This window comes from Vibrio sp. 10N.261.55.A7, from assembly GCF_002877365.1.
In the GTDB taxonomy this organism is placed as follows: domain Bacteria; phylum Pseudomonadota; class Gammaproteobacteria; order Enterobacterales; family Vibrionaceae; genus Vibrio.
Map to the genome: position 1 here is coordinate 1 of NZ_MCWZ01000225.1, position 2,333 is coordinate 2,333.

Genomic DNA, 2,333 nt, shown 5'->3' on the forward strand with positions numbered 1-2,333 from the left:
CATTTATATCCTGTTATATTGACATCTCCAGATTTAGATAAACTAGATCAATATTTCAAAACAACAACTAAGTTTCTTGAATCCACGCACGTATCTTTTATATCTAAAACATACGTAATTGATTTTGAGAATCAGAACTTTAAAGAGCAAATAGAAAAATCGTTCGCAATCAGCTCTCAAGGCTTAGCAGCATTAAATGCTAGGATCGAACTCAGTCGTATCGCACTTTCAAGTTCAGATAATGAGGTGTTTGGCGAAAAAGATGCTATACGGAATGTTTTTTCAATTCACGTTTCTAAAGCAGTTGAATGTTTTGTATATAAGGGGCAGTTCATACAAGCAGGAGATTTCTTGAGTGAATTACTGGATACTGCAAAGTCATCAATTGAAAAATCTGTTTTAGTAACAACGATAGTGGCTCACAACTCTTCATATAACTTAAGAAGTCGAACTGAACTTAATTCCTTTATTGAAGAACATGAAGAGTTAATAAGCGATGAAGATTTAGATTATTTAAGAAGTATTGTGAACTCTAAACCAGGAGGAGTCGAAGTACATGGCTTTTTATTTGGTAATGGAACGCTATCAATAAACTCAACAAAAGATAAAGATGTTGTAACGCTAATTCGTTTTTCAATCCCATCTGCTTGTTACGGTGTTAATCAACAAGTAGTCGAAGTTGATGATAAATTAGAAATTCTATTATCCCCCGTGTCGGCTTTTTGGGCTGATCCTATGTTTAGAATTATGAGTGGCTGGAATATAGCAAATATGGGATGGAGCCATTTTTGTGATGTAGAACCAGAGGAGGGGAAGAGTTACACCCATATTCTTATTGCAATTAAAGAGTTGTATACCCCTGATGTTAAATTAAATGAAAATGGATATGAAAATATAGACTTTTCAGAAAAAGAAGCCTTAATAGGACGTACTTACTACCCACATAAAGAATTTGTTGTTAAGACACTTTTAGCAAATTTAACTGCATTACAAAAGCATATAGTAATAGACAAAAAAGATATAAATGTAAATATGTTCTCTAATTACTTTGTTCAGCATATAGACCAAAGAACTAAAGAGAATATACATCACAAGTTGTACGCAATAACAAACCCTAACTCATACTCTAAGACACTCACTAGATTTGTTGAGAGGCTTAATAGCGTAAATTTGTCTGACGCTTTTATTGATATTCGAGAATTGATGCTCACAATTAAAATTGAAACTGAAAAAAGTTTGAAAGAGTTCGTTTTCAGGTGTGTAGATCTATTTGTTAAACACAACATCGAAAATCATGGTGATTACAAATATTTATGGAAGAACGATGAAACAGGTAAACAGGTTCCTTGCAGAGAACCAGAAACGCAACCTTATATATTTAACCATTTAAGAGCTATTTTCGATTTCATGGGAATACAGATTTCTCGAGAAGTGGAAAGCTCAAATGGAGAAGTAGATTTCTTGGTGTCATTTACGAACAGTCAAAATAAACTGCTTAAACTATGTGTTGAATTAAAATTAGCTCATGCAGTAAATGTTGAAAAAGGCTTAACTAAACAATTACCCGCTTATATGAAAGGTGAACGTTGTAAATATGGTATTTATTTAGTCCTTTGGTACAGATGTGAGTTATTCGGTCGACCAGAAAAGTATGCCGTTTTGGGTGAATTAGAAGCTCAACTTAATAAAATAAATGCAAATAAAAACATATCCAACCTTATCATTGATTGTACTAAACCAGTATCTCCCTCGAAATTGAGGTGATAATCGGCATAACAAGTCGTTTAAAAGGACAAAAAACAGTTGGCTTTTGCTCCTTCGTCGCTAATTTTAGCCAACAATTGTTTGCCTCTTAACGAGGCGTTATGTTTTACTAAGAATTCAGAGTTATGAGTATTTTCAAAAAGAAATTGTAAATAAAGCCAGCATCGGATGTTGGAAAGCCTATTTATTCTCATTTAAATCCTATTGTGGATTATCTTGAGTCTAAAGGCTGTGAAACTTTAACCCCTAGATGGCAGCCTACCCCTGATGGTTGGTTCTGTCGTGTCTACGGGGTAATTGACTATTCAGATATTTATGAACACTTTGAATTGCCAAGTTCTATTTCTGGCTCGGAAACACATAATCAACTTGACTGCATGGGATCACGATGTGTCATTTTAAGCTTAGGCTATAAAAAAACATAACAAGGCGCTCAACAGGGACTCCCAACGCTTGGCCACTTTCATTCAAATCAGCTTCAGTGTTTAGGGCGCAGTTTTTGTTTTGGGTGGAATGGCGTTGTCGCCCGTTAGCTTGGCGTTAGTCGTTTAATGCTTTGAAAGGTTTTA

At 34.6% G+C, this 2,333-nt stretch carries 1 protein-coding gene; it reads left to right on the plus strand.

Annotation, left to right across the window (positions count from 1 at the left end; all coding sequences use genetic code 11):
* On the plus strand, nucleotides 1-1,764 hold a 1,764-nt coding region (locus tag BCU12_RS23295), incomplete at its 5' end, for a hypothetical protein (RefSeq protein ID WP_198599312.1).
* Nucleotides 1,765-2,333 lie beyond the last annotated feature (569 nt).